Source organism: Arthrobacter sp. 9V (genome assembly GCF_902506065.1).
Lineage (GTDB): Bacteria > Actinomycetota > Actinomycetes > Actinomycetales > Micrococcaceae > Arthrobacter.
On the sequence record NZ_LR732912.1, the window covers coordinates 816,257 to 839,573 of the forward strand.

21 protein-coding genes are annotated in these 23,317 nt (G+C 62.8%); 11 read left to right on the forward strand and 10 right to left on the reverse strand.

Annotation, left to right across the window (positions count from 1 at the left end; translation table 11 throughout):
* Position 1: 1 nt before the first annotated feature.
* Both BACI9J_RS03865 and BACI9J_RS03870 read right to left on the reverse strand, forming a co-directional pair.
* On the reverse strand, positions 2-724 hold the full coding sequence (locus tag BACI9J_RS03865; RefSeq protein WP_159733245.1) for a hypothetical protein: 723 nt from the start codon (positions 722-724) through the stop codon (positions 2-4).
* A 256-nt stretch (positions 725-980) separates the two neighbouring features.
* A complete protein-coding gene (locus BACI9J_RS03870) occupies positions 981-1,532 on the reverse strand; it encodes a YceI family protein (protein WP_159736348.1) in 552 nt (183 codons plus the stop codon).
* A 207-nt stretch (positions 1,533-1,739) separates the two neighbouring features.
* Here BACI9J_RS03870 and BACI9J_RS03875 point away from each other — a divergent pair, with 207 nt between their 5' ends.
* The 10 genes from BACI9J_RS03875 (at position 1,740) to BACI9J_RS03920 (ending at position 16,044) form a co-directional block, all read left to right on the forward strand.
* Positions 1,740-2,405, forward strand: coding sequence for a histidine phosphatase family protein (locus tag BACI9J_RS03875; protein WP_159733246.1), 666 nt, complete (start codon positions 1,740-1,742; stop codon positions 2,403-2,405).
* A gap of 4 nt (positions 2,406-2,409) precedes the next feature.
* Positions 2,410-3,015 carry a TlpA family protein disulfide reductase gene (locus tag BACI9J_RS03880; RefSeq protein WP_159733247.1) on the forward strand — a complete coding sequence of 202 codons (606 nt, stop codon included), beginning with the start codon at positions 2,410-2,412 and terminating at the stop codon, positions 3,013-3,015.
* Positions 3,016-3,020: 5 nt separating this feature from the next.
* Positions 3,021-3,776 carry a cytochrome c biogenesis CcdA family protein gene (locus BACI9J_RS03885; RefSeq protein WP_159733248.1) on the forward strand — a complete coding sequence of 252 codons (756 nt, stop codon included), beginning with the start codon at positions 3,021-3,023 and terminating at the stop codon, positions 3,774-3,776.
* On the forward strand, positions 3,776-5,488 hold the full coding sequence (resB, locus tag BACI9J_RS03890; RefSeq protein ID WP_159733249.1) for a cytochrome c biogenesis protein ResB: 1,713 nt from the start codon (positions 3,776-3,778) through the stop codon (positions 5,486-5,488). Before BACI9J_RS03885 ends, resB begins: the two co-directional genes overlap by 1 nt.
* Entirely contained in the window at positions 5,488-6,555 is a 1,068-nt protein-coding gene (ccsB, locus tag BACI9J_RS03895; RefSeq protein WP_159733250.1) for a c-type cytochrome biogenesis protein CcsB, read from the forward strand. Before resB ends, ccsB begins: the two co-directional genes overlap by 1 nt.
* A gap of 209 nt (positions 6,556-6,764) precedes the next feature.
* On the forward strand, positions 6,765-8,957 hold the full coding sequence (locus BACI9J_RS03900) for an Hsp70 family protein (protein ID WP_159733251.1): 2,193 nt from the start codon (positions 6,765-6,767) through the stop codon (positions 8,955-8,957).
* Between the two features lie 3 nt (positions 8,958-8,960).
* On the forward strand, positions 8,961-10,964 hold the full coding sequence (locus BACI9J_RS03905) for a LuxR C-terminal-related transcriptional regulator (protein ID WP_159733252.1): 2,004 nt from the start codon (positions 8,961-8,963) through the stop codon (positions 10,962-10,964).
* Positions 10,965-11,139: 175 nt separating this feature from the next.
* Entirely contained in the window at positions 11,140-12,558 is a 1,419-nt protein-coding gene (locus BACI9J_RS03910; protein WP_201296501.1) for an IniB N-terminal domain-containing protein, read from the forward strand.
* A 124-nt stretch (positions 12,559-12,682) separates the two neighbouring features.
* Positions 12,683-14,572 (forward strand): dynamin family protein, encoded by a 1,890-nt coding sequence (locus BACI9J_RS03915; protein ID WP_236558386.1) that lies wholly within the window; start codon positions 12,683-12,685, stop codon positions 14,570-14,572.
* The gene (locus BACI9J_RS03920; RefSeq protein WP_159733254.1) at positions 14,569-16,044 is read left to right on the forward strand and encodes a dynamin family protein; all 1,476 of its coding nucleotides are present in this window, start codon (positions 14,569-14,571) and stop codon (positions 16,042-16,044) included. The genes BACI9J_RS03915 and BACI9J_RS03920 overlap by 4 nt, the downstream gene beginning before the upstream one ends.
* Here the strand turns inward: BACI9J_RS03920 and BACI9J_RS03925 are convergent.
* The gene (locus tag BACI9J_RS03925; protein WP_159733255.1) at positions 16,041-16,658 is read right to left on the reverse strand and encodes a hypothetical protein; all 618 of its coding nucleotides are present in this window, start codon (positions 16,656-16,658) and stop codon (positions 16,041-16,043) included. The two genes, BACI9J_RS03920 and BACI9J_RS03925, sit on opposite strands and share 4 nt — an antisense overlap.
* 5 nt (positions 16,659-16,663) lie before the next feature.
* Positions 16,664-17,104: a PLD nuclease N-terminal domain-containing protein gene (locus BACI9J_RS03930; protein WP_159733256.1), complete on the reverse strand. Its 441-nt coding sequence runs from the start codon at positions 17,102-17,104 to the stop codon at positions 16,664-16,666.
* A gap of 87 nt (positions 17,105-17,191) precedes the next feature.
* Here BACI9J_RS03930 and BACI9J_RS03935 point away from each other — a divergent pair, with 87 nt between their 5' ends.
* On the forward strand, positions 17,192-17,503 hold the full coding sequence (locus BACI9J_RS03935; RefSeq protein ID WP_159733257.1) for a DUF4229 domain-containing protein: 312 nt from the start codon (positions 17,192-17,194) through the stop codon (positions 17,501-17,503).
* Positions 17,504-17,576: 73 nt separating this feature from the next.
* Here the strand turns inward: BACI9J_RS03935 and BACI9J_RS03940 are convergent, their stop codons facing one another.
* From BACI9J_RS03940 to BACI9J_RS03965, 6 genes are all read right to left on the reverse strand, one after another.
* On the reverse strand, positions 17,577-18,458 hold the full coding sequence (locus BACI9J_RS03940) for a 1,4-dihydroxy-2-naphthoate polyprenyltransferase (RefSeq protein WP_159733258.1): 882 nt from the start codon (positions 18,456-18,458) through the stop codon (positions 17,577-17,579).
* Positions 18,459-18,517: 59 nt separating this feature from the next.
* Positions 18,518-19,657: an AMP-binding protein gene (locus BACI9J_RS03945; protein ID WP_159733259.1), complete on the reverse strand. Its 1,140-nt coding sequence runs from the start codon at positions 19,655-19,657 to the stop codon at positions 18,518-18,520.
* Positions 19,658-19,664: 7 nt separating this feature from the next.
* A complete protein-coding gene (locus BACI9J_RS03950; protein ID WP_159733260.1) occupies positions 19,665-20,627 on the reverse strand; it encodes a 1,4-dihydroxy-2-naphthoyl-CoA synthase in 963 nt (320 codons plus the stop codon).
* Between the two features lie 21 nt (positions 20,628-20,648).
* On the reverse strand, positions 20,649-21,086 hold the full coding sequence (locus tag BACI9J_RS03955; RefSeq protein ID WP_159733261.1) for a VOC family protein: 438 nt from the start codon (positions 21,084-21,086) through the stop codon (positions 20,649-20,651).
* Between the two features lie 122 nt (positions 21,087-21,208).
* Complete coding sequence (locus BACI9J_RS03960) at positions 21,209-21,937, reverse strand: CPBP family intramembrane glutamic endopeptidase (protein ID WP_159733262.1); 729 nt, start codon at positions 21,935-21,937, stop codon at positions 21,209-21,211.
* Positions 21,938-22,011: 74 nt separating this feature from the next.
* On the reverse strand, positions 22,012-23,262 hold the full coding sequence (locus tag BACI9J_RS03965) for an Nramp family divalent metal transporter (RefSeq protein WP_159733263.1): 1,251 nt from the start codon (positions 23,260-23,262) through the stop codon (positions 22,012-22,014).
* Between the last annotated feature and the right edge of the window lie 55 nt (positions 23,263-23,317).

Genomic DNA, 23,317 nt, shown 5'->3' on the forward strand with positions numbered 1-23,317 from the left:
GTTAAGCGTGGCCCTTGACTGCCTTGAACCAGAGCTGGGAATTCGGAAGCCACATCAGGACAACCGCCACGGCGCTGACGAGGAAACCGAACCAATTGCTGCCAAGACCCGTGCTGGATCCGCCCGCACTGGCGGCGCTGAAAATGGTGAGGACCAAGGAGATGCCGGCCACGATGGTGAGGGCAAGGCGCGCCCACTCTTTCCCTTCTTTCATCTTCATGGCCAGGACTACCTGAGCTGCGGCCACCGCAAGGGTGAGGATGAGGATGATCAGCAGGATGGCTGCAATTCCAGGGGCAAAAGCAAAGACGGTGATGATGGCGAAGAACCCGATGAGCCCAAACAGGAGGCCCAGGAGTCCGGAGATCACCCAGATGAAGTAGGAGACCTTCAGTTCCGTTGGCAGGCCTTGGGTTTTGAACATTCCCGAGAATCCGCCTTGGGGCATGACGTCGTTGAAGCTGCGCGGTCCATCAGTAGGCATTTCAAAGTGGAAACCAGGCTGGCCGGGTGCCGGTTGTGCCGGGCCGGGTTGTGAATATTGGCCCGGTTGCGACGGCGGCTGGTAGCCCTGCGGAGGCTGGTAACCCTGGGGTGGTTGGTAACCGGGGGGAGGGGTGCTGCCGGGTTGCGGATTTTGGTGACCCGCAGCAGGAACATCGCCGGGCTGCGGAGGCTGGGCGCCGGGCTGCTGTGGCTGTGGTGTTTCGTCCGGGGTACTCATGGCATCACTGTAGACCGCGGGTAGAAGGATGCATAGGAAATTCGGAGCTAACACGCAGCTAAATACAGGCTTTTTGCCGAACAATTGCGGGGTGACTTCTCCATATGCGAAACGGCGCCCCCACAGCGTGAACTGTGTAGGGCGCCGTTTGGCGGGCTCGGCCGGAGATCAACCTCTTGTTGGTCTTCCTCCGCGTTGTGCGGTGGGGACGAGGAACAAAGGCGGGACCCGCCAGCGCAAGCCGGGAGTAGAAGGACTACGCGGCGGCCGGCGCGATGAACGCGAGCTCGAGGTTGATGACTACCTTGTCGCTGACCAGGACTCCACCGGCTTCGAGGACGGCGTTCCAGGTGAGGCCGAAGTCCTTGCGGCTGATGGTGGTTTCACCGGAAACGCCGGCGCGGGTGTTGCCGAAGGGATCCACTGCTACGCCGTTGAATTCGGTCTCGATGGAAACTTCCCTGGTGACACCCTTGATTGTGAGATCGCCCACGAGGTCGAAGCTGTTTCCGTTGGCCTTGACGTGGCGGGACACGAAGGTGATTTCCGGGAACTTCTCTACGTCAAAGAAGTCTTCGCCCTTGACGTGGCCATCGCGGTTGACGTCGCCGGAGTCGAAGCTGGCGGTCTGGATGGTGGCGGTGACCTTGGAATCGGTGAGGGTTTCGCCAACTTCCAGAGTGGCCGAGGCGTCCTTGAACTGGCCGCGGACCTTGCTGATTCCTGCGTGGCGGACGGTGAAGCCGATTTCGCTGTGCGAGGCGTCGAGGGTCCAGGTGCCGGTGGTGACGGAAGCGGGGAGAGTCATCATGGTGTTGCTCCTATATTGAGTGGTGGGTACTGCTTGCTTGCCCGGTTGAGCTCATTGCTTGAAGCGTCAACCGAGCTTCGTATCCAGTATAAACATGCATATGCATCTTTTATTCCAACTCCACGGAACATTTCGGGAAAACTTTGAGTTCTACTAGCGGTAGAAGATTTCGGATCGCCCCGCTTCTTTGAGAAACTGGTAAACATGCCCCAAGCAACTGTCCATCTGCTTCGCCATGGCGAGGTCCACAATCCCGACGCCGTCCTCTACGGCCGGCTGCCGGAATTCCACCTCTCTGAACGTGGCCGGGAGATGGCCCGGATGCTGGCGGACCACTTCACCGCCCGCGTCAGCCAAGGTGCCAAGATTGTGCATTTGGTAGCTTCCCCGCTGACCCGCGCCCAGGAGACGGCCATGCCCACGGCCGAGGCGTTGAACCTTGAGATCACCACAGAGCCACGCATCATCGAAGCCGAGAACCACTTTGAGGGACTGCACCCTACCAAGAGCGAGTTCTTGAAGCCCAAGCACTGGATCTACTTCCGCAATCCTCTGCGGCCTTCCTGGGGCGAGCCGTACAAGGAACAAGCACTCCGGATGCTGGCAGCAGTTGAAGATGCGCGGGTGAAGGCAATCGAACTCGGTGGCGACGGCGCCGAGGCCATCCTGGTCAGCCACCAACTCCCCATCTGGTCAACACGGTTGACCGCCGAGGGCCGCCGCCTGGCTCATGATCCCCGCAAGCGCGAGTGCACCCTCACCTCCCTGACATCCCTGACTCTGGACGACGACGGCAAGATCGTCCGCGTCGAATACACCGAACCTGCTGCCGTGCTGCTCCCCGGCGCGGCGAGCACCCCGGGGGCATAGAAACATGGACAACAATCTTTCACGCCGCGGCGTGCTGACCGCCGGTGGCGTCCTCCTGGCAGGACTGACCATGGGCCTGTCCGCCTGCGCCCAGGAAGACTCCCTCGCCAAGCAGGCCAAGGCGGGCGATAACAAGAACTACGTGGCCGGCGATGGCTCGGTGACAGAGTTCGCCAAGGCAGACCGTGCCGCTCCTGTAGCGCTCAAGGGCACCCTGTTCAACGGCGAAACCGTCAAGCCGGAGGACCTGCAGGGCAAGGTCACGGTGCTCAACTTCTGGTTTGCCGCCTGCGCTCCGTGCCGCATCGAAGCCCCCCAGCTTGAAGCCCTGCACCAGGACTTCAAGGACCAGGGTGTCCAGTTCTTCGGGGTGAACCTGCGCGACGAACAAGCCACCGCTGAGGCTTTCGACAAGACCTTCAACATCACCTACCCGAGCTTCAATGACAAGGACGGGGCAGTGCTGCTGTCCGTGTCCGGCATTGTGCCTCCGGGTGCAGTTCCCACCACCCTGGTCCTGGATAAGGAAGGCAAAGTTGCCTCCCGCGTACTCGGCGAGATTGAGAAGAGCACCCTGAAGGCCCTCATCACCTCCGCAGTGGCCGAGTAGCACCCATGAACAGTCCATTCGCCGAGACGATCCTCAACGGATCGCTGCTGCTGGCTGTGCCGGTGGCCTTGCTGGCCGGGCTGGTCTCTTTCCTGTCTCCCTGCGTGCTGCCCTTGGTCCCCGGGTACCTTGGCTACGTCACGGGACTGACCGGCGTCGACCTCCAGAAGCAGCGGCGTGGCCGCATGCTGGCCGGAATCGGGTTGTTTGTCCTGGGATTCTCGGTGATTTTTGTTCTCTTGGGTGGTGCTTTCGGACAGCTCGGAACACTGCTGACGGGCCCGCAAAACGCCTGGATCACTCAATTGCTGGGCATCCTGGTGATGGTCATGGGCGTGGTGTTCATGGGCGGTTTCGGTTGGTTGCAGCGGGACGCGAAGATCCACGCCAAACCGCCGGCTGGCCTGTGGGGTGCGCCGCTGCTGGGACTCACGTTCGGATTGGGCTGGGCGCCCTGTATTGGTCCGACGTACTCCGCGGTACAGTTGCTGAGCTTGTCCGGCGGTTCGTCGGCGGCCAAGGGAGCCCTCCTGGCGTTCGTTTACAGCCTTGGCCTTGGCATTCCGTTCCTCCTGATTGCGTTGGCTGTGCGCCGTGGCATGGGGGTCATGTCCTTCTTCCGGAAGCATCGGCTGGCCATCCAGCGGATCGGCGGGGGCATCCTGATTTTGCTCGGCATCCTCATGGCCACCGGCGTGTGGGGAACCTGGGTGACCGAGTTGCAGTACTGGTTCCAAAACGATGTGAAGTTGCCAATCTGATGAGCGAGTCCGTGAAAGCCAAGAAGAAGTCACCAGCCGCTGAAAGCACTGAAACAGCGGAAGGAAAACTCCACCAGGCCAAGTCCGAGGCAGCCCTGCCCGCGCTTGGTTTCAAGGGCATGCTCCGGTGGTCCTGGACCCAGCTGACCAGCATGCGCACGGCTCTGTTCCTGTTGCTCCTGCTTGCCGTTGGCGCGGTGCCGGGCTCGCTGTTTCCGCAGCGGCCGGCCAACCCGGTTACTGTGACCGACTGGATCAAGAACAACCCCACCACCGGCCCGTTCCTGGATGCCCTCCAGATGTTCGATGTGTACTCCTCGGCCTGGTTCTCTGCCATTTACATCCTGCTGTTCATCTCGCTGATCGGCTGTGTCACTCCGCGCGCCATCGCCCATTACAAGGCCATGAAGTCGCAGCCGCCGCGTACCCCCAAGCGCCTTTCGCGCCTGCCGGAGTACGGCACCCTGGCGCTGCCCGCCGACGCCGGGATCCCGGCGTCGAAGGCCATCAACGATGCCGCCGGGCTGCTGAAGAAACGCGGCTATCGCGTGGAGGTCAGGGACGTCGACGGCGCCCTGCCGTCCTTGGGTGCCGAGCGCGGCTTCCTGAAGGAAGTGGGCAACCTGGTGTTCCACACTTCGCTGATCGGGGTGCTGGTGTCCGTGGCCATTGGTGGCCTGTACGGCTACAGCGGCCAGCGGATCCTGGTGGAGGGCGACACGTTCGTCAACACCCTGGTGGGCTATGACCAATTCACTCCGGGAACCAACTTCCAAAGCAGTTCGCTCCAGCCGTACTCCATGCAATTGGACAAGTTCGACGCCACGTTTGATCGCGGAGAGTCTCCTGGCAAAGCCGGCCAGCCAATCGACTACACCGCTGAGGTGACCACCAAGGAAACCCCGGATGCACCGGCCAAGAAGGAAACCCTGAAGGTCAATGACCCCGTTTCCCTCGGAGGGACCAGCCTCTATCTCACCGGAAACGGCTACGCGCCCATGGTCACGGTCCGCGATGGCGAAGGCAACGTCTCTTTCCAGGGCCCTGTGACCGCCAAGGTCCAGGGCGATAACTACTACTCCTCCGTGGTGATCAAGGTGCCGGACGCCAAGCCGGAACAGCTCGGTTTTGTGGGCTTCTTCCTTCCCACGGCTTTCCCGTCCGAGAACGGCGTTTCCTTCAGTGCTTCTCCGGAACTGTTCAACCCGCAGCTGAGCCTGAACTCGTTCTACGGCGACCTCGGCCTGGACAAGGGCGTGCCCCAGAACGTGTTCGAACTGGACGTCAAGGACCTTAAGCCCCTTAACGCCCGCGACCTCGCGGCTGGCGGCATCACCTTGAAACCCGGCGCCACCGTGGACTTGCCCGAGGGCAAGGGCAGTATCACCTTCGATGGCGTCAAGAAGTACATCGGCGTGGACATCCACCACAACCCCGGCCAGCTGTACGCCCTGATTTTCGGTTTCCTCGCCGTGGCCGGCTTGGTCATGTCTCTGTACATCAACCGCCGCCGCGTCTGGGTCCGCACCGGGACACACTCCGACGGCCGCACCATGGTGGAGTACGGCCTGCTGGCTCGCGGCGAAGACCACCGCCTTGCCGGTGAAGCAGCAGCCCTTCGCGAAATCTTTGCCCGGGAATGGAACATCCCGGAAACGCCGGACACAGCTACAACAACTGCAGGATCTTCCTCAACCTCGAAGGACCAGTAATGCCCGTCATCAACGAAACCCTGGGTCAGTACAGCGAGCTGTTCATGCTGTTGGCCGCCGGCACGTACACCGTGGCGTTCATCGCCTTCGCCTGGGACCTGGCCAAGAGCAGCAAAATGCTCCGGGCCGTGGACCAGAAGGCCGCGGCCAGCACCACAGACCACAAGGTGACGGTTGCTGCAGGTCGCGTAGCGGCAGGCCTCGGAGGCGCCGACGCCGGTGGGCCGGCCGGGCGCGCTGAGCGTCCGACGTCGGGCCTCACCGTTGAGGGCGGCACCGCTGCCGGCGACATGAAGTATGCGGGCGAACGCCGCGCGCCCGCCCGAGTGGCCGTGGCGTTGTCGGTACTGGGTGTTCTTATCCACGGTGCGGGCGTGGTGACCCGTGCCTTCGGAGCCGGCCGCGTGCCGTGGGGCAACATGTACGAGTTCCTCACTACCGGTGCGTTCGTTGCCGTGGCTGTCTTCCTGGTGGTCCTCATTCGCCGCGACCTGCGGTTCCTGGGCACATTCGTGATCGGGCTGGCCATCATCATGCTCGTGGCCGCTTCGGCTGCTTTCTGGACTCCCGTGGGCCACCTGGTTCCGGCGTTGCAGAGCTACTGGCTGATCATTCACGTTTCCATCGCGGTGCTCTCCTCCGCGCTTTTCACCCTGACGTTTGCCATGTCGGTGCTGCAGCTGCTGCAGTCGTACCGGCAGAAGAACCTTGCTGCCGGCCGCAAGGACAACCTGGGCTTCATGCGTCTGGTGCCCAATGCGCTGAGCTTGGAGAACCTTTCCTACCGGATCAACGCGATCGCTTTCATCGGCTGGACGTTCACCCTGATGTTCGGCGCGATCTGGGCGGAAAAGGCGTGGGGCCGCTTCTGGGGCTGGGACCCCAAGGAAGTCTGGACCTTTGTGATCTGGGTGGTTTACGCCGGCTACCTTCATGCACGTGCAACACGGGGTTGGACCGGAACACGTGCCGCATGGTTGTCCATAGTTGGCTACGCCTGCGTCATTATCAACTTCACACTCGTCAACACGGTTTTCAACGGCCTGCATTCCTACTCGGGTCTCTAAACCGCAGCACCGCCACCTTAACCGCCTGAGCAGGGGCTTTACCCGCCCCCGCCCAAGGTGGTCTTAGGATATGACAATTCGGTGTAGCAATAATGACAATTTGGTGAAGCGCCTAAGCCTTTTGCCCTTCCGGGGCAGGTGCTAACTTGTTCAGAACCCGCTTGTGATGCAGCCCGCTAGCGTTGTGCCGTGACCTTTTCGAGGTAACCATGAGCTATGTTCTCGCCATTGACGTCGGAACAAGTTTTACCGCCGCAGCCCTAGTCAAACCCCATCAAGGACCCACTCCGGCGCCTGAAATCCTCGCGCTGGGAATGCATGGCAGTGCCGTGCCCTCGGTGCTGTTTTATGCCGACGACGGCCGGGTTTTGGTGGGCGAAGTGGCCGAACGCCGTGGACTGGATGACCCCCGGCGCATGGTGCGGGAATTCAAACGACGGATTGGTGATTCCGTTCCTCTCTCCGTGGGTGAGAGGTGGCTTGCCCCCGAGGACGTGTACGCCACCATGGCCCGGTGGGTGGTGGACAAGGCCCGGGAACGTGAGGGCAGCGCCCCGTCGTCGATCATCATGACCCACCCCGCAGCGTGGGGGCAGCACCGCACATCGCTGGTCCTCGCAGCGCTCAACATGGCAGGTCTGCAGGACATCACCCTGATCAGTGAGCCTGAAGCGGCGGCACTGCACTATGCGTCCCAAACGCGGGTGGAGGACGGCAGCATCATCGCGGTGTATGACCTCGGTGGCGGTACCTTTGACACCGCTGTCCTCCGCAAAGCCGGAGCCGGCAACTTTGAGCTGTTGGGCCGTCCTGACGGCATTGAAACCCTGGGCGGCGCTGATTTCGACGCCGCCGTCCTGCGCCACGTCATGGCTCACCTGGGTGACGCCCCGGCCATGGACCCAGGTTCTCCCGAAACCTTCGCAGCCCTTTCCCGGCTGAGGCGAGAATGCCGGGAAGCCAAGGAAGCCCTGTCCCTGGACAGCGAAGCCAGCGTGGCTGTATCCCTGCCCGGCACCCAGCTATCAGTGCGACTGGTCCGCTCCGAGTTCGAGGCGATGATCGAGGCCCCTGTCAGGGACACCGTGGACGCCCTGGAACGCAGCCTGCGAAGCATCAACCTCGAAGCCCAAGACCTCAGCGCGGTGCTGCTGATTGGAGGCTCATCCCGGATTCCCCTCGTGGCAGAGCTCATTTCCGTGGAACTGGACCGGCCGATCGCCGTTGACGCGGATCCCAAATCATCCATCTGCCTTGGTGCCACCGTTGCTGGCCTTCGCTCCCAGGGGGCGGAGGCAGTGGACGCCGCGGCAGCCTCGGCCTCAGCAGCCTCGGCCTCGGCCGCATCAGCGCTGGCCGGGTCTGCGGTGGCCGGATCTGCGGGAGCAAGTGCGCCCGTTGCAACGGGAAGGCCGCACGTTCCGGGCAGAGCTCCGGCGCTCAGTAACCTCAAAACCGGGCCATCCACACCGGGTAGGCATGCCCCGCGCCCCCGTGTCCGGATGGCAGCTGCCGCCGCAGTTGCTGCAACCGCGCTGACCATCGCCACCGCCACGGCGGCCCAGAGCCCCAACGGCCCGGGACTGCTGGCCACCATGTTCGGCAACCAGGCAGCGGACGTCATGCGCGACGGCGGTGCTGAAGCCGGCGGCGCACAGGCCTCCGGCGCGCAGGGCAACATTGCTGGAGGCGCGGCAGGATCCACCCCGGTGCTGGGAGGCCCGGCCGGAGGGCTCGAGGCGAGTGCCAAGGCCGGCGTCACCAGGGCTGGATCCAACGGACGGGCACCGGCCAAGCAGGGTGCCAACACGGGGGGAGCGAACGCGGGCACGGGTAGCGCGGGTACTGGCACCGGGAACACGGCAGGTTCCGGCTCCGGGGCCGCTGCCGGGACGGGTGCAGCTGGAACCACGCCACCCGCTGCGCCAGGAACGTCCACCACGCCAGGCACCCAGACGCCAGGCACCCAGACGCCAGGCACCCAGACGCCAGGCACCCAGACGCCGGGGACTCAGACCCCGGGCACCCAGACCCCGCCAACAACCCCTGCGCCCGATCCCACAGGAGGTGCCGCCAGCGGGCCCACACCTGATCCTTCCACTCCGCCTCCCACCACACCCCCGGTGGTGGAGCCCACCACACCCCCGGTAGGGCAGCCCACAACGCCTCCGGTAAGCGAACCGACAACCCCTCCCACCACGCCCGGCGATCCGGTGATCCCACCGCCATCGCCGGAACCAACCGTGCCGGCGCCCGAGCCCACGGTGGTCCAAGACCCTCCACCGCCGTCACCGGAACCAACTCTGGCTCCGGAGACCACGCCACCAGCCGTCCCTGAGCCAGCGCCAATACCATCGGAAACGAGCCCTACTGCGGATCCAGCGCTGCTCTCGGCGGTCTAACCCATGACGGGCCATGACAATCAGGCTGAGCGCACTGCGGCGGTTCGCGAGCTGCTCCTTGCCTTGTCCGTGGGCTTCTCCGTCCCATCCCTTCTGCCGGACAGCTTGAGGGACTACGTTGACGGGCATAACGCGCAGGGGCTGGAGCAGCTCATGGCCGAGGCCAAGGACACAGGGCTGGTCTCGCCTGACGGGACAGTGGTGGGGACTGCGCGGTACGCCTTGCTGAAGGAAGCCCCGCCTGCCCGCATCCGTTCCCTGCAAAAGGAGCTGGTGGACAAGACGGTTCAAGGCGGTCAGCCGTTGGGGGAACTGGCCCGGGACCTCGCCCGGACAGGGTTCAAAGATCCCCGTGTTGTGGCTGAGCTCGAGCAGTGCGCGGATGATGCGTTGGATGCCGACCCACAGTTGGCAGCCGAGCTGTATGCTGAAGCACTTTTGGCCGGGGGAGATGAAATTGCCAAGGCTGCACGGCGCGCCCAGGCTTCAGCGGCTACCGGTGACTTGGACGCGGCAGGCCGAATGGTGGACCGGCTCCTCGCGGTAACCGGGGCGCCGGACCTTCGCTTGGGAGTGGACGTAGCCGCGGCCGTCTGGGCGCAGCGTGGAATGCTGTCCCGGAGCGCCGAAACTTACAGCTGGCTCGGCGCGGACCGGATTGCCGGCTCAGCCCCCCTGGCTGCGGTGGCCATGATCGGATCGGGAAACTCAGGGGCCGCCGAGGAGCTTCTGGCAGCTGCGCCGCCCAGCGGTTCCCCCACGCTTCTGGCGGTGGCCTTGTCGCTGACCCAGGAAGGTCTCCGCCGAACCTTGGGACCTGCGCCGGAATTGGCACTGCCTGAGCTCATCAGGGCCTCGGACATGATGAACGCGGCAGGCACTTCCATTCCTTTGCCGGAAACACCCGGCGCCCTTGCCGCCTTATGTGCCCTGCACAGCGGGGAGCCGGAGTTAGCGGACACCTTGCTCAAAGCAGCTGTGGTTGCCGGCCAGGGCGGGGACGCAGCCCGTCCCCGGCTGTTCCTGTTGCAGGCGTGGTCCGCCATGCAACGGGACAACGCCGATGACGCCCGCCTGGCCATCAATGAGGCCGTCAAAGCCAATCACTGGGCCTTGGCCCCCAGGGATGAGTTCTTGTTGGCGGCATTGGAAGTGGGCCTTGCCCGGCGTGGCAGTGATGTGCACGAGCTGGTGCTGGCTTGGGAGAGGGCCCGCGAAGCGATGATGCACGTGTCCGTGGATCTTTATAGCCTCCTTCCTTGGGGCGAACTCATGATTACCGCAGCCCGTTTGCGGGAATCAAGGAGGGTCGCGCATTATCTGGAAAACGCCTGGGACCTACTGGGCAGGCTGGGAGACCCGCCCTTGTGGTCGGTGCCGTTGCACTGGGCGGCGGTCCAGGCGTCCTTGTTGTCCGAGGACCCAGCCGGGCTCGCACCGCACGCGGCAGCACTTGTGCGAGCCTCTGAACACAGTCACCTGGCATCCGTGCTCGCTACCGGCGGCAAGGCTTGGGTCTCCGTTCTGGCGGGCCGCTTTGAAGCGTTCGACGTCGAAACGGCGGCCCGCGGGCTGGCCGCCGTCGGGATGCCGTGGGAAGGCGCCCGCTTGGCGGGGCATGCGGCCGCGCATGCCGATGAGCGACGCGACATGGTGAAGCTGTTGGCGTGTGCCAGGGATATTCATCCCCAAGGCGCGGCACCCTCCACCATGGCCTCCCAGCGGCCTGACAATGCCCGAACCGCCCCTACCGCTCAACCAGTCACGGACGACGGCGGTGGCCCCGGCGCGCCTGACTCCTCAGGGCTCAGTGCCCGCGAACGCGAGGTGGGCCGGCTCATCCTGGAAGGCAAGACCTACCGGGAGATCGGTGAGGCCATCTACATCTCACCCCGCACAGCTGAACACCATGTGGCACGGATGCGGCGGCGCCTCGGTGCGGAAAACCGCTCGGAACTCCTGGTCCGGCTGCGGCTTGCGTTGGGGGAGGGGTACCCGCCCCCGTAAGGGGCAACCCCCTCCACCCCCTAACGCGAAAACCCACCATCCCCTAACGGTGGAGGAGCCGGTTGGGGGCCCACCCCCGATGCCCGGTTACCAGCGGCGGCAATACCTTGAATGCAAGCCCGGCAAAGGAGCCGGGCCAATCACCATCCATCACAGAATTTGAGGGAGCACTCCAATGCCAACACTCGCACAACAGCTCGTGCAGTTCCTGATGAGCCTGTTCAACGATCCCGATGCCGCTGAAGAGTTCGTCCGGGATCCCGAGGCTGCGCTCGCTGCAGCGGGTCTGCGCGACGTTTCGTGTGCCGACGTCGACGCCGTACGCCCGGTAGTCCTCGACTACGCACCCATCAACGCCCGTTCCTCGTTCGACCGCGAATACAACACCGGCGGCAACCACGCTTCCACTGGTGGCGGCGCCGCTTGGGGCGGCCACGACGACGATGATCGCCCCCACGGTGGCGGCGGTACGGGCGGTGGCTACCCGGACCACGATGATGACGATCACGAGCACGACGGCGGCGGACACGACGGCGGCGGACACGGCGGCGGCGGGGGCTACCCGGACCACGACGATGACGATCACGAGCACGACGGCCACGGCGGTGGCGGTGGTGGCTGGGGTGGCGGCGACCATGACGACGATGATCACGACGGCGGCGGACACGGCGGCGGTGGCCATGACGGCGCCGGCCAGGGTGGCGGAGACTGGGACGACCACGCACACGCCGTTCAACAGCTGATCCACGTGGTGAATAACTACTCGTACACCACCAATATTGACGACCGTGACACGATCACCGATCAGTCGGTCAACCAGAACATCTGGGCAGACGGCGACGTCACGCAATTCTTTAACCAGGATGCCGTAGTTGCTTCCGGTGATGGCGCCATTGCTGCCGGCGACGACGTCACGAATTCGGGCAACACAACTACTACCACCACCAACACCGATGACCATTCAACGGACAACTCGGTGAACATTACCGAATCCGGTGACGGCGACGTTGAAGTTGGCAACACGGACATCGAGGTCAACGATTCGTTCAACGACAATTCCGATCACTCGGTGACCAAGGATTCCTACAACACGGAGGACTCCTACAACACGGACGTGGACGTCGACGTGGAGATCGAGGACTCGTTCAACGATGACCACTCCACGAACACCACCACCGTCAGTGATTCGTTCAACGACAACTCCACGGACAACCCCACGGACGTTGATGTTGATGTCGACGCCGAGTTCACTGACTCGTTCAACGACAATTCGGACAACTCCAACAACTCCGTGAACGTCAACGACTCCTTCAATGACAACTCCACGGATGTGGACGTCGAAGATGTCCAGCTCATCAACGATTCCATCGTGGTCCAGGACAACGAGCTGGAGATCGACAATTCAGTAGACAACTCTGTCGAAGTAGGCGACGTTGATGTGGACTACACAAACATTGAAGGCAACACCGTAGTGGCAGACAACGAGCTTGATGTCGACTACACCGATATCGATGCCAACCATTCGCTTGTGGTGGCCGATAACGAAGTGGACGTGGAGGTCGAGAACACCGCCGAATTCGATCCCGCCTCGTAGCAAACCACAACCCGTATTTCCCCCCAGCAGTGCCCGGCAGACGCCAAAGCGTTTGCCGGGCACTTCGTGGCCTCATCGCCGAGGCAGCCGGAGCAAAGGACAGACGTTGACCGAAACAGGACGCATGACCACCTTGATTGAGCAGGGCATGGCGCTGGCAGGGGACCGGAACGATCTCCGGCGAAGGCTTGAAAGCACCCTCCACCGCCTCAGCGATCCCAGTGTCCGCGTGATCGTGGTGGGCGAGTTCAAACAAGGCAAGAGCCAGCTCATCAACGCCCTGGTGAACGCACCTGTCTGCCCGGTTGATGACGACATCGCCACCTCCGTCCCAACGGTGGTACGGCAGGGGGATCCGGCGTCGGCGGTTGTTCTGGTTCCCGGCCAGCCCGGCAACGGGCCGGAGCCGGAGGCAGAGACCGGCGGGCAGGAAAGCAGGCTGGAACGGCAGCCTGTTCAACTTGATCAGCTCGCGGAGTACGTCTCCGAAAAGGGCAATCCCGGCAACACCAGGAACATTGTGGCAGCGGAGGTTTCACTGCCCCGGAAACTGCTGGCGGGCGGTCTGACAATTGTCGATTCTCCTGGGGTCGGTGGTCTGGGCTCCACGCACACCCTCACCACACTGACGGCGCTGCCGTCTGCTCACGCCATGGTTTTCGTCTCGGATGCGTCGCAGGAATACACGGAACCGGAAATGCGGTTCCTGCGGCAAGCGATGCGCATCAGCCCCAACGTTCTGTGCGTCTTGTCCAAGACTGACCTCTATCCCAGTTGGCGCCGGATCGCTGAGCTTGATCAAACGCACCTGGCTGGCGTCGGACCGGATATTCCGCTGTTTCCGGTGTCCTCGGAGCTGCGACTCCATGCGGCACGGCTCCAGGACCCCGAACTGAATGCCGAATCAGGGTTTCCGGCACTCATCAGCTATCTGCGGAACAACATTGTGGGCGGGGCGGCCAGAATTCAACGCAGATCCGTGAGCAATGATCTGTTCTCAGTCACCGAAAACCTCAGGCTCGCCCTCCAGTCCGAACTTGAAGCCCTGGAAAATCCGGCAGGAACCCCACAGATGATCGCCGGCCTGAACGCGGCAAAGGAGGACGCGGACTCGCTGCGCAAACGCTCGGCCCGTTGGCAGATAACACTCAACGACGGCATAGGTGACCTGATCGCGGACATGGAGTATGACCTGAGGGACAGGATGCGCAGGATTCAACGCGAGGCAGAAACAGCCATTGATGAGGGTGACCCCGGTCCCGCGTGGGAGCAGTTCACACAATGGCTGGAACAGAGCACAGCAGCCGCGGTATCGGATACCTTCGTGTGGACCAGCGAACGCGCGCAATGGTTGGCCACCCAGGTGGCGGACCACTTCTCCGAAGACGAGGTGGCACTACCCGCCCTGAAAGTGGCAGACACCGGCGGCGTGCTGGACCCCGTAGCCGACATCCAGGAAATGCAGAACGGCCGCCTTGGGCCGCTGCAGAAGGTGCTGATCGGAATGCGTGGCTCCTACGGTGGTGTGCTCATGTTTGGTCTCCTCACAGGCCTCTTTGGGATGGCCCTCATCAATCCGCTATCTGTAGGCGCCGGCCTGATGCTGGGCCGAAAAGCTTACAGGGAAGACAAAGAGGCACGGCTCAAACAACGGCAGGCCGAAGCCAAGATCCTGGTCCGGAAACACGTGGACGATGTTGTATTCCAAGTGGGCAAACAGCTCAAGGACAGGCTGCGTCTGGTCCAACGGGCCACCCGGGACCACTTCACGGAAATCGCCGAGGAGCACCACCGTTCCCTGACGGAATCCGTGGCGGCCGCACAGAAAGCGGCAGCCACCTACGCCGCGGAGCGGGACATGAGGATCAGAGACATTCGGAACCAGCTCAAGGGAGTGGACGCCCTGGCCAAGGCCGCCCAACAGCTGAATCAGGATCCACCCGCAAGCACTTCACCTCAATCCAGCTCTGCATCCCAGTCCAGCACTGCAACGTCCACGGTCCCGGCAGGATGATGGACTCCGGCATCGCCGGAGCCTCAGACCTGCTCCGGCAAGCAAGGGAAATCTTCCAGCATGACGCAGCGGCGCTCGCGGTGGTGGATGAGCTCGAGAGCAGGCTGGAAGGGCCCTTACGGATAGCAGTGGCCGGTATGGTCAAGGCCGGCAAATCCACTCTTCTCAACGCGATCATCGGAGAGGAGATCGCGCCCACTGACGCCGGGGAATGCACCCGGATAGTCACCTGGTACCGCTACGGTCACACACCCAGGATCACGCTCCATCCCATCATCGGAGAGCCGCAAGCGCTCCCGGTGACCCGTCAGGATGGCCGGCTTGTCTTCTCTCTGGGCGATGTCCGCGCCGAGGACGTGGAACGCCTGGTGGTGGATTGGCCGGCCGCGAGCCTGCGGGAGCTGACGTTGATTGATACCCCGGGAATCGCCTCTTTGTCACAGGATGTGTCAGGGCGGTCCACGGAGTTCCTCCTCCCCGAAGACGCCCCCATGGCCGCCGATGCCGTCATCTATCTCATGCGCCATCTTCACGCCTCTGATGTCAGGTTCCTGGAGTCCTTCAAGGACACGGCCGCCGGTCAATCCGGGACCGTCAATGCCCTGGCCGTCCTGTCCCGTGCCGATGAGATCGGGGCAGGCAGAATAGATTCCCTCATTTCCGCCGCAGTGATTGCCGACAGATACAGCCGGGACGAGAACCTCAGGCCACTTGCCTTGGGGGTTGTCCCGGTTGCCGGTCTGCTGGCGCAAAGCTCGCGGACCATGCGCCAAACGGACTTCGAAGCCATGCAGCTGTTGGGCCGGATGGACAGGAACCAGCGGGAGAGGCTGCTGTTGTCTGCGGACCTCTTTGTCCGTGCCGCCGAGCCAACAGGGCTGGGTAAGGAAGCCAAGGCGTCCCTGGTGCAAAGGTTCGGGCTGTTCGGCATCCGGCTGGGGGTTGCCCTGATCCGGGGCGGGATCAGCAATCCAACGGAACTGGCCCATGAGCTGGCACGGCGCAGCGGGCTCGGCCAGCTGATCGACAACATTGGCTACTTGTTCCAAACGCGGGCGGACGCACTCAAGGCCCGTGCCGCCGTCGTGGGTTTGGAAGCCCTGCTGGACAGTTCACCGCGAGAGGAAGCGTTGCTGCTGGAAGCCGGCATGGAGAAATTTCAGGCCGGCGCACACGAATTCCGGGAATTGAAACTCCTCGCTGCATTGCGGACCGGTGGCTTAAGCCTGAGCCCGGAGCTGTCCGCAGAAGCCGAGCAGTTGGTAGGGGGCCGCGGCAGTGCTCCGCCACGGAGACTGGGACTGGAACCGGAGGCAAGCCCGGAGCAGATCATCGAGGCTGCACGGGAACGCCTGAATCGTTGGCGCCTGATCGCAGAAAACCCGCTCACTGAACCATCCGCGCTGGACGCCTGCCGCGTAGTCCTCCGCAGTTGCGAAGGGATGCTTGCCGCTATTCCCGCGGCCCGCTAAGGGACCCGTCCCCGAGGCGACCGTTCGCTGAGTAACCAGGTGGTGGTAGCCGGGAAGAACAGCAGGATCAGGCCCGCCGCGGCCAGGATGAATTGGGCCGCCAACAGCACCGTTGTCAGTGCGCCATCGGCTCCCGGCTCCACCACGAAGTCGGCGGTAATGACTGTGACCACCGCATGCAGGAGGACCAGAGGGGCCAACGCCCAACGGGCCCAAATGCGACGCTTGAACAGCACCGCCAGCAAAATCGCTTCCATGGCTACCACCAAGGCAAGCATGGTGAGGCTGCCCAGGAAGACTACGGCTGTGGCCCCGTCCACAGAGTTGGTGTCGCCGTCGGGAACCAGGCCCCCGATGACTCCCTTCAGGCGTTCGAAGTGTGAGTCGCGGCCCAGAAAGCCCGTTGCCACAACAGCGATTCCCGCCACGAAGCTGGCCACCCACAGGGAACGGGAGATTCGCGCGAGTGCGGGAGGCTTGACCACTGCTGCTATGGGCGGCGGCGTGGAGAGGGAGATGCCTGGACGTGGTGGTGGCGCCGAGGGTGACGCGGGCCCGTTGACTGATGGCGTGGAGGAAGGTGTCTGCCGTGATCCATCAGCTTGCTGGGCCATGTTCCCTACTTCAGCTCGTCCGTATCATGGGGATCCGGCTCGGTGCGCTTGGCATCGCCGGGCTTGAATCCGTTGTTTTTGGCGTCGCCGCTGCCATCGGCAGGCTTCTCATCAAGAGCGCGTTCCTTCGCTTCCAGGTCCGCTTTGAGCTTCTTCAGGCGATCATCTTCAGCCTGGTTGCGGCGGCGGGTTTCCAGGTTGCGGAGGAATTCGGGGTCGTCATCCGGGGCGGTGGGCTGGCGGCGGACGGGTTTGGCCTGGGGCTTGTTATAGGGCCGGCCGAAGATGAACCAGAGGACCGCGCCAAGCAGTGGCAGGACGATCATCACAATGATCCATGCGGTCTTGGAAATCCCGCGTGTTTGGTGGCGATCAGTACGTATGACGTCCACCAAGGCATAGACGAAGATGACTAGAACAATAACGACGCCTACAACCCGGAGCATGCACCAAGTCTAGTCGCCGCAAGCCAATCACTGGACGCCCTCTTTCGGCTGTGATCAGAGTGCAACCATCCGGACGGCTAAACTTGGATGGTGGCTTTCCTGAAGTATTCCCTCATCCGTCTGGCGCTGTTTGTGCCGTTGTTCGTTCTGTTCGCCTTTTTGGGGGTTGGATGGATTCTGGCGGTGGTCTTCGCCGGGCTGATCGCGTTCGCCATCAGCTACCTCTTCTTCCAGAAACAGCGCGACGCCGCCACTGCGGCCATGCGCGAACGTTTCTCCGGGCGGGCCAAGCCGATTCGCACCGCAGGTGAGGTTGAAGACGCCGCCGCCGAGGACAGCTTGGTAGAGAAGAACCCGGACATCGCCGTGAACAACGACAAACGCCCGGGCACTGTTTAAGTTTTTGTACGGATAACGCCCCTAAGAGAACTTCTTAGGGGCGTTATCTGTACAAGAACTCGGACGGAAAGGCTCAGAAGCCGCGGCTCAGGATCAGCCCCAGGGAGAACAGCAGGCTGTAGCCGAGGTTGATCAGCCCGGTCTGCTTGAGTACCGGGATGAGGCTCTTGCGCTTCTTGCCGTTCACCATGAGCCAGGCCGGCATGAGGCAGGCCGGGATCAGCAGCAGGACAATGAGCATCCACGGCTTGGTGGGTGCCAGGACGATCACCAGAAGGATGGCCACTGCCAGCATCAGCACGTAGCTTTCGCGGGCGTGCCGGTCACCCAAGCGGACGGCCAGGGTTCGCTTTCCTGCGGCAGTATCGGTGGGGATGTCCCGCACGTTGTTGGCCATCAGCAATGCGCAGGCAATGAGCCCGGTTCCGATCGCACCTATAACCGCTGCGAGGCTGACCTGTCCGGCCTGCGTGTAGGTGGTTCCGAGCGTGGCCACAAGGCCGAAGAACACGAAGACAAACACATCACCCAGGCCCAGGTAGCCATACGGGTTCTTGCCGCCGGTGTATCCCCAGGCGGCCATAACGCAGCCGATGCCTACCAGGATCAGCCACCACGTCTGGGTGATGATCACCAGGATCAGGCCGCAAATCATGGCAGCTCCGAACAGCGCGAACGCCGCCCATTTCACCTGCTCCGGTTTTGCGGCACCGGAACCAACCAGGCGAAGGGGACCAACGCGGTCCTCGTCCGTGCCGCGGATGCCGTCGGAGTAGTCGTTGGCGTAGTTCACGCCGATTTGAAGCAGGAGCGCCACAAGTGCTGCCAGGATGGCGTTCGGCAACCGGAAAGCCTGGAGCTCGTACGCCGCTGCCGAACCGATGAGGACCGGCGCGATGGCCGCGGGCAGTGTGCGGAGCCGGGCTCCTTGAATCCATTGTGCAGCTGTCGCCACGTGTAGTACCTCGTGTATTTCGCGGTTGATCTTTGTCAGGCTCGGGAGGAAGGCCGTGTCTATTGTCCCTGATGCAGATTGGAAAGCATGTCAATCATGGCCATGCGGTCCGGTTTTCCGTTGGGAAGCATGGGCAAATCCTTGACAGCCAGCACGGTCTTGGGAGCCAGGACACCCAGTGCTTCCTCACGGCGGGCAGTGAAACCCTTCAAACCTTCGGGCGATGGATCAGACACTGCAACATATGCCGCCACGGCCTGGCCCCATTCCCGCGACTGGACGCCGGTTACGAAAGCTGCGGTGACGCCGTCGAGCCCTTCCAGCTTGCTTTGGATATACGCGGCGGAAGCTTTGACCCCACCGGTGATGATCACGTCATCGGCACGGCCCAGCACGGTGAGTTTGCCGTCGTCGGACAGTTCCCCCAGGTCGCCGGTGATGTACCAGCGGACCCCGTCTTCTTCGAAGAACGCTGCCTTTGAGGCCCGGGCAGCGTCCAAATAGCCTGCCGCCACCGTGTGGCCGCCCAGCAGGATGCGGCCTTCCAGCTCGCCCTCACCAATCCGGACCTCGACGCCGTCCAACGGTTCGCCGTCGTAAACGCACCCGCCGCAGGTCTCGGCCGAGCCGTAGGTGGTGACAACCTTGAGTCCTTGGGCGTGGGCGGCGGCAAGGAGTTCAGCAGACGCGGGCGCGCCGCCCAGCAGGATCGCGTTGAAGCGCCGCAGTGCGGCGAGGGTTTCCGGGGCGGGGGAGTCCAGCAACCGTTGGAGCTGCGTGGGCACTAAGGAGGTGAAGCGGATCTTGTCCGTCAGTTCCTCGGCGGCAGCGGTGAAGGCCTCGGGAGTAAAGCCGTTCGACTGGTCCATCACCCAAGGACGCGTGCCTGCATAGAGCGAGCGGACCAGCACCTGCACGCCTGCCACATACTGCAGCGGGAGCGCCAGCAGCCACTGACCCTCGCCGTGCAAGGCCACGGCAGTGGACACCGAGGAGGCCGCGAGTGCGTCAACGGTGAGGATGGTTGCCTTGGGCGTGCCCGTGGATCCGGAGGTGCGGACCACCACGGCTGCCTCTTCGACGTCGGTCTGCACCGGAACCGCCTGCGGCTGGCCGTCGTCATCAAGGACGATTTCGACGGCGGGGCCCTCGCCATGGAGGGCAGCCATCAGTGCTTTAAGAATGGGATCGATGTTCACAGTGGTCCTAGAAGTAGTACGGGAAGTTGGACCAGTCGGGGTCGCGCTTCTGGAGGAACGCTTCTTTGCCCTCCACGGCTTCGTCCGTCATGTAGGCAAGGCGGGTGGCTTCGCCGGCGAAGACCTGCTGCCCGGCGAGTCCGTCGTCGGCCAGGTTGAAAGCGAACTTGAGCATGCGGATGGCCTGCGGGGACTGGCGGGCGATGTCAGTGGCGTACTCCAACGCCACTTCTTCGAGGCGCGAATGATCAACGGCCTCGTTGACTGCGCCCATCTTCACCATGTCCTCTGCGGAATATTCGCGTGCAAGGAAGAAGATTTCCCGCGCGGCCTTCTGGCCGATCTGGCGGGCCAGCAGCGCAGAGCCGTATCCGGCGTCGAAACTTCCCACCGTTGCATCCGTCTGCTTGAATTTGCCGTGCTCGCGGGAGGCGATGGTGAGGTCGCTGACCACGTGCAGCGAGTGGCCACCGCCGGCCGCCCAACCGTTGACCACCGCGATGACCACCTTGGGCATGGTGCGCATGAGCCGCTGGACCTCAAGAATGTGGAGGCGCCCTGCGCGGGCGGGATCAATGAATTCAGCGGAATCACCTGCAGCACCTTCTACTTGGTAGCGATACCCGTCCCGCCCACGGATCCGTTGGTCGCCGCCCGAGCAGAAGGAGTGTCCGCCGTCTTTTTCCGACGGGCCGTTGCCCGTGAGCAGGACAGTGGCGACGTCCGGCGTCATGCGTGCATGGTCCATGGCGCGGTAGAGCTCGTCCACGGTGCCCGGCCGAAAGGCGTTGCGCACTTCGGGGCGGTTGAAGGCGATGCGGACCGTGGGGAGGTCCTTGACTGTGCCGTCCGTTGAACGCTCAACCTGCCGGTGGTAGGTCATGTCCTTGAAGTCGTCAAAGCCGGAAACTGTGCGCCAGCGTGAGGGGTCAAAGACGTCGGAAACCTTGGCAGGGAGTTGGTTGTTCACCCTCTGAGTCTAGTAATGGCCTTAGCTGATGCAGAACTCGTTGCCCTCGGGGTCGGCCATGGTGTGCCATTCGTGAGGACCCTGATTGGCGGTCCACAGGTGTTTTGCCCCGCGTGATTCCAGCTGTTTCCGCACGTCATCCTTGTCCCGGCCGTCCAGCCGGACGTCCCAGTGCACCCGGTTTTTGACGGTCTTTTGGTTGGGATCGGTTTGGAACAGGATTCGCCTGCCGGTCTTGGTGTCCGTGTCCTCGGCGGGCACAATGGCGCAGCCTTCCGCCCACACCAGCTTGCCGTTGTGGGTGATGGTCTGGTCTTCAGTGGCATGTCCCTGCTCGATCATGGACCGGATGAAGGCCTCGTCCTGGGGCTCTACCGTCCATTCGAGGGTTTCTGCCCACCAGTCGGCGAGTTCGTGCGGCTTCTTGCAGTCCACTACTACCTGAATGTTCAGCGTCATGCCCTCAAACTATTCCGACGGCGGGTGGCTGGGTAGTGGGTCGCGGTCACCTTGCGTCCGGGTTCCCCAACTAGGGGACAGCAAATGTCGCAATGGGGGTCCGGTGGAACGTTTGCTGTCCCTTAGTTGGGTAGGAGTTCGGGCGGGACGGCGTAAATGAGGACAACTGCCATGAGGTTCTTTGCGGCATGGACAAAGTAGGAGAACATCAAATTCTTGCCCGTCCATACATAAACGCCCACCAGCACCACGGCCATCCCCAAGTACGGAGCCAACGCGGGTAAAGCGAGTCCCTCGCGACCCACCACATGGATTGACGCGAAGACCACCACCGAGATGACGCAGCAGATCCAAATGTTCAGGTATTGCGACAATTTGCCGATCAGGAGGTGCCGGAAAAGGTACTCCTCCACGAACGGACCAATGATCACCAGCAGCGGCACCATCAACCATGCCGGTACCTGTTGCAGCATGCCCTGAATGCCCAACTGGTTCTCAGAGCTTTGGGCGCTCCCGAAGGCCGCCACCAGCAGCGCCGTGAGAATCAGCATCACCACGATGGCCAGCGGAACCATGCCAAGCGTGAACCACGGCCTGGTCCCCAGAATTTTGAAGTCCCGGCCGGCCACTCGCCAGGCAGAAGCCACAGCGAATATTCCGACGCCGGCATAAAAGATCGCATTGACGGCGTAGGACGCTGTGGCCGGGTTGGTAAAAAGCTGGAGCATCAGGTGGTTGAGCGTCTGGCCAGCCAGCAGGAAATAAGCGGTGAAGCCTACATATACGGCAACGGCGACGCCGTCCAAGGCAGTGAATCTGTACAAAGATGCCTTGGTGGAAAGAGTGCCCATATGACAAGCCTAGCTTTGCCGGCGCCCGGGTCAGACGCCTTTGGATCACGAACAATCCGTACGGGCGGCCGTCGTCAGGACTGACCAACCAGGGTCAATGTGATGAGGACGCAGTTCAGGCCGACGATCAGCACGGCACTGGTCCAACCGGCAATGCGTAGCGGCATGGAGTCCCTGTGGACACCCATCACGTCCCTTTTGCCGGTCAAGCGGATCAGCGGGATCAAGGCAAACGGGATGCCGAAACTGAGGAGGACCTGGCTGAGTACCAGGGCAAGTGTTGGCTCAATGCCTGCCCCCAGGACTATCAACGCAGGAATCAGGGTGATGACCCGACGTGTGAGCAAGGGAATCCGGATCTTGAGCAGGCCGCCCATGATGGTGGCGCCGGCATAGCAACCCACGGACGTGGATGCCAGTCCCGAAGCCAGCAGTCCGATTGCGAAGATCACTCCTATTGCAGGGCCAAGGGCGGAGGTCACTGCCGCGTGAGCGCCCGCAATGGTGTCAGTGCCTTCAATGCCACGAAGGCTTGAGGCTGCAAGAAGGAGCATGGATATGTTCACCACTCCGGCCAGGAGGAGGGCGCCAGCAACGTCCACGCGGGTTGCCCGTATCAGCCGGGACCGGACCAAGGGATCGGGGGAGAAACCGTGTCTGTCGCGGGCCAGGGCGGAGTGCAGGTAGATGGCATGGGGCATCACTGTGGCTCCCAGCATGCTTGCCGCCAAAAGGACGGTGTCCGTGCCCTCGAATCGCGGTACCAACCCACCCAGGGCGCCGGCAGCATCCGGCGGATTGACGAACAGTCCGGAGACAAAGCCCACCGCGATCACCCCCAGCAACACCAGGATGGCGTACTCGAACGACCTCTGTCCCCGCCGGGACTGCAGCGCCAGCAACATCATCGAAGCGATGCCAACAATGACCCCGCCGGCCAACAGGGGAAGCCCGAAAAGCAGGTTCAGGGCAACGGCACCACCAATGACCTCTGCCATATCCGTAGCTCCGGCAACAACTTCAGCTTGGACCCAGTACAGCCGACGCCGCTTGTTGCCCAGCCGCTTGCCAAGAATCTCCGGGAGGCTCATTCCGGTGGCGAGGCCGAGCTTGGCCGATTGGTACTGCACCAAGACTGCCATGGCATTTGCCACTACCAGTACCCAGACCAACAAATAACCGTAGTTGGCCCCTGCTGTGAGGTTCGCGGCAACATTTCCCGGGTCCACGTAGGCGATCGCTGCAACGAATGCCGGCCCTAGCAGCAGCAGCCGGGACCATACTTTGCCGGTGGTGGCACGTGTTTCCAGGGTGGGGGTAGCCATCAGGGTTCCTCGTCGTTGGGGGCACTACGTACGAGAATACCCAAATTTAGGCATG

Bases quoted from the DNA above. Each gene is read 5' to 3' on its own strand.
- BACI9J_RS03965 (WP_159733263.1), bottom strand. From the start codon at position 23,262: ATGGCTACCCCCACCCTGGAAACACGTGCCACCACCGGCAAAGTATGG.
- BACI9J_RS03915 (WP_236558386.1), top strand. From the start codon at position 12,683: ATGACCACCTTGATTGAGCAGGGCATGGCGCTGGCAGGGGACCGGAAC.
- BACI9J_RS03910 (WP_201296501.1), top strand. From the start codon at position 11,140: ATGCCAACACTCGCACAACAGCTCGTGCAGTTCCTGATGAGCCTGTTC.
- BACI9J_RS03905 (WP_159733252.1), top strand. From the start codon at position 8,961: ATGACGGGCCATGACAATCAGGCTGAGCGCACTGCGGCGGTTCGCGAG.
- BACI9J_RS03875 (WP_159733246.1), top strand. From the start codon at position 1,740: ATGCCCCAAGCAACTGTCCATCTGCTTCGCCATGGCGAGGTCCACAAT.
- ccsB (WP_159733250.1), top strand. From the start codon at position 5,488: ATGCCCGTCATCAACGAAACCCTGGGTCAGTACAGCGAGCTGTTCATG.
- BACI9J_RS03880 (WP_159733247.1), top strand. From the start codon at position 2,410: ATGGACAACAATCTTTCACGCCGCGGCGTGCTGACCGCCGGTGGCGTC.
- BACI9J_RS03955 (WP_159733261.1), bottom strand. From the start codon at position 21,086: ATGACGCTGAACATTCAGGTAGTAGTGGACTGCAAGAAGCCGCACGAA.
- BACI9J_RS03885 (WP_159733248.1), top strand. From the start codon at position 3,021: ATGAACAGTCCATTCGCCGAGACGATCCTCAACGGATCGCTGCTGCTG.
- resB (WP_159733249.1), top strand. From the start codon at position 3,776: ATGAGCGAGTCCGTGAAAGCCAAGAAGAAGTCACCAGCCGCTGAAAGC.
- BACI9J_RS03960 (WP_159733262.1), bottom strand. From the start codon at position 21,937: ATGGGCACTCTTTCCACCAAGGCATCTTTGTACAGATTCACTGCCTTG.
- BACI9J_RS03865 (WP_159733245.1), bottom strand. From the start codon at position 724: ATGAGTACCCCGGACGAAACACCACAGCCACAGCAGCCCGGCGCCCAG.
- BACI9J_RS03870 (WP_159736348.1), bottom strand. From the start codon at position 1,532: ATGACTCTCCCCGCTTCCGTCACCACCGGCACCTGGACCCTCGACGCC.
- BACI9J_RS03920 (WP_159733254.1), top strand. From the start codon at position 14,569: ATGATGGACTCCGGCATCGCCGGAGCCTCAGACCTGCTCCGGCAAGCA.
- BACI9J_RS03925 (WP_159733255.1), bottom strand. From the start codon at position 16,658: ATGGCCCAGCAAGCTGATGGATCACGGCAGACACCTTCCTCCACGCCA.
- BACI9J_RS03930 (WP_159733256.1), bottom strand. From the start codon at position 17,104: ATGCTCCGGGTTGTAGGCGTCGTTATTGTTCTAGTCATCTTCGTCTAT.
- BACI9J_RS03900 (WP_159733251.1), top strand. From the start codon at position 6,765: ATGAGCTATGTTCTCGCCATTGACGTCGGAACAAGTTTTACCGCCGCA.
- BACI9J_RS03935 (WP_159733257.1), top strand. From the start codon at position 17,192: ATGGTGGCTTTCCTGAAGTATTCCCTCATCCGTCTGGCGCTGTTTGTG.